The sequence below is a fragment of the Pantanalinema rosaneae CENA516 genome (assembly GCF_050753385.1).
GTDB classification, from domain to species: Bacteria; Cyanobacteriota; Cyanobacteriia; order Leptolyngbyales; family Leptolyngbyaceae; genus Pantanalinema; species Pantanalinema rosaneae.
In genome coordinates, this window is record NZ_JBLZFZ010000160.1 from 1 (window position 1) to 1788 (window position 1788).

A 1788-nucleotide genomic window follows, 5' to 3' on the forward strand; every position below is an offset into this window, starting at 1 on the left:
GCGCTTTCTGCGGGACATCAGACAGCCGTAGGCTGGCTATGCGCCTTCGGCGCTAGGGTTTCCCGCAGACTTCGCAGACGGACGCAGAAAAGGATCTGCGTAAATCTGCGTTTTCTGCGGGACACAAGACAGCCAAAGGCTGGCTATACGCCTGCGGCGCTTAAGTTTCCCGCAGACTTCGCAGACGGATGCAGAAAAGGATCTGCGTAAATCTGCGCTTTCTGCAGGAAACCAATCTCAAGGGTAATAAAAAAGGGGGCCGAAGCCCCCTTAGTGATTAGCGTTTGTTAAACCTTATTTGGTTACCACAAAACGGCTGCTGTTGAAGCCTTTGCCAGTTTTGGTAACCAGGGTGTAAACACCTTGTTGCAAAGTAGCTACAGACAGGTTGATTTGATCGCTCATGCCATCAATCATCTTCTCGCCGCTCATTACTACACGACCAGTGATGTCCATTACTTCGTAATTCACCATGCCAATCATGCTTTCGGCGCTCAAACGAACATATACGTCGCTGCGGGCAGGGTTAGGATATACGCGGATGCTCATATCGTTGCGCTCGCGGTTTTCAACACTTGAAGTATTGGTAACGATTGAAGTTACTGCAGAGATAGAAGGTACACGGGTAGGACCGAAACCATTGGGGTTCCAAGTAGCAACAAACACTGGTGAAATAAACTGCTGGTAAGGATTTACAGAGGCAGTGTAATCGAGTTGTGGGTCAACACAGGTAAATACGCCTGTTTGGGTACCAGTGTAAGCTACCGAAATGAGATATACACCATTGCTGTCGAGTAACACGCCTGGCTGGCTGGTATTGATGTCGGTAATGGCTACTTCACGCACCGAGTTTGAACCCAAGCTGTCGTTGTAAGTGTAAAAACCTTCACCCATCTCGAGCAATTCGCCTGGATCGATGGCGTTGTTGGTATTCACGTCGATTCACTGCTGCACCTTACCTACCACTGTTTCATTGATTAACTGGAAGCCGGCGTTGGTTACAAAGGCGAACTTCACTTTGTTCACTTTTACACGGTGGCCACGCTTGGCGTAGAACCAAATACCGAAATCGTATGGACCAGCGGTTGCATCAGATGGACGGATACCACCCGAAAGCAATGGGTTACCCACGCTGTCGACACGCGACTTTGAGTAAATAGAGTCTGACAACACCAAAATTTGAGTATTTACATTATCGCCATCAAATTGGTCGGTATTGGCAGCGGTTACTTCATAACGAATAGCATAGCGGCCTTTGCCAGTAGCATTCAAGTCAAGGTCGGGAGTAGTGATCAAACGGGTAGAATCTTTGGGCAAAGAAGCCAAAGTACCGGTTTGGTTGTAGATGGTAGAGGTAGTACCAGCTGAGTTAGTGAAATCAACACGGATGTTGAGGTTCACATTGGTTTGTGCGTTTTGGCCGTAGTTTACCACGTTGCCACCCAGTTTCAACACATAGTCGCCAGGGCGCTCTGCTTGAGTATGGGGCACCGACCAGTCGATCGGACGAATAAGGTTACCGGTTGTGAAACCGAAGTCATCGGCGAAGAAACCGCGCTTTTGACCGATGAGGATGCTGTTTGAATCGACCATAAACGGACGCAAGCGGGCACCATCGGCAGCAGTGATGAGTATTGTAGGAATGGTTACGTTTAAACCATTACCTCCACCGGCCAGGTTAATGATACCGGCTTGGTTGTTGATAATTACGCAAGCAATGGCACCAGCACGTTGTGCGGCCAAAGCTTTGGTACCAAACTCACAAGCACCTGTCTCTTATACACATCT

General features: G+C 48.7%; 1 protein-coding gene and 1 pseudogene. Both read right to left on the reverse strand.

Annotation, left to right across the window (positions count from 1 at the left end; translation table 11 throughout):
- Positions 1–294: 294 nt before the first annotated feature.
- On the reverse strand, positions 295–936 hold the full coding sequence (locus ACN4EK_RS32510; protein WP_431662586.1) for a T9SS type A sorting domain-containing protein: 642 nt from the start codon (positions 934–936) through the stop codon (positions 295–297).
- 6 nt (positions 937–942) lie between these two features.
- A pseudogene (locus tag ACN4EK_RS32515) lies at positions 943–1761 on the reverse strand (PA domain-containing protein); the annotation flags it as partial.
- Positions 1762–1788 lie beyond the last annotated feature (27 nt).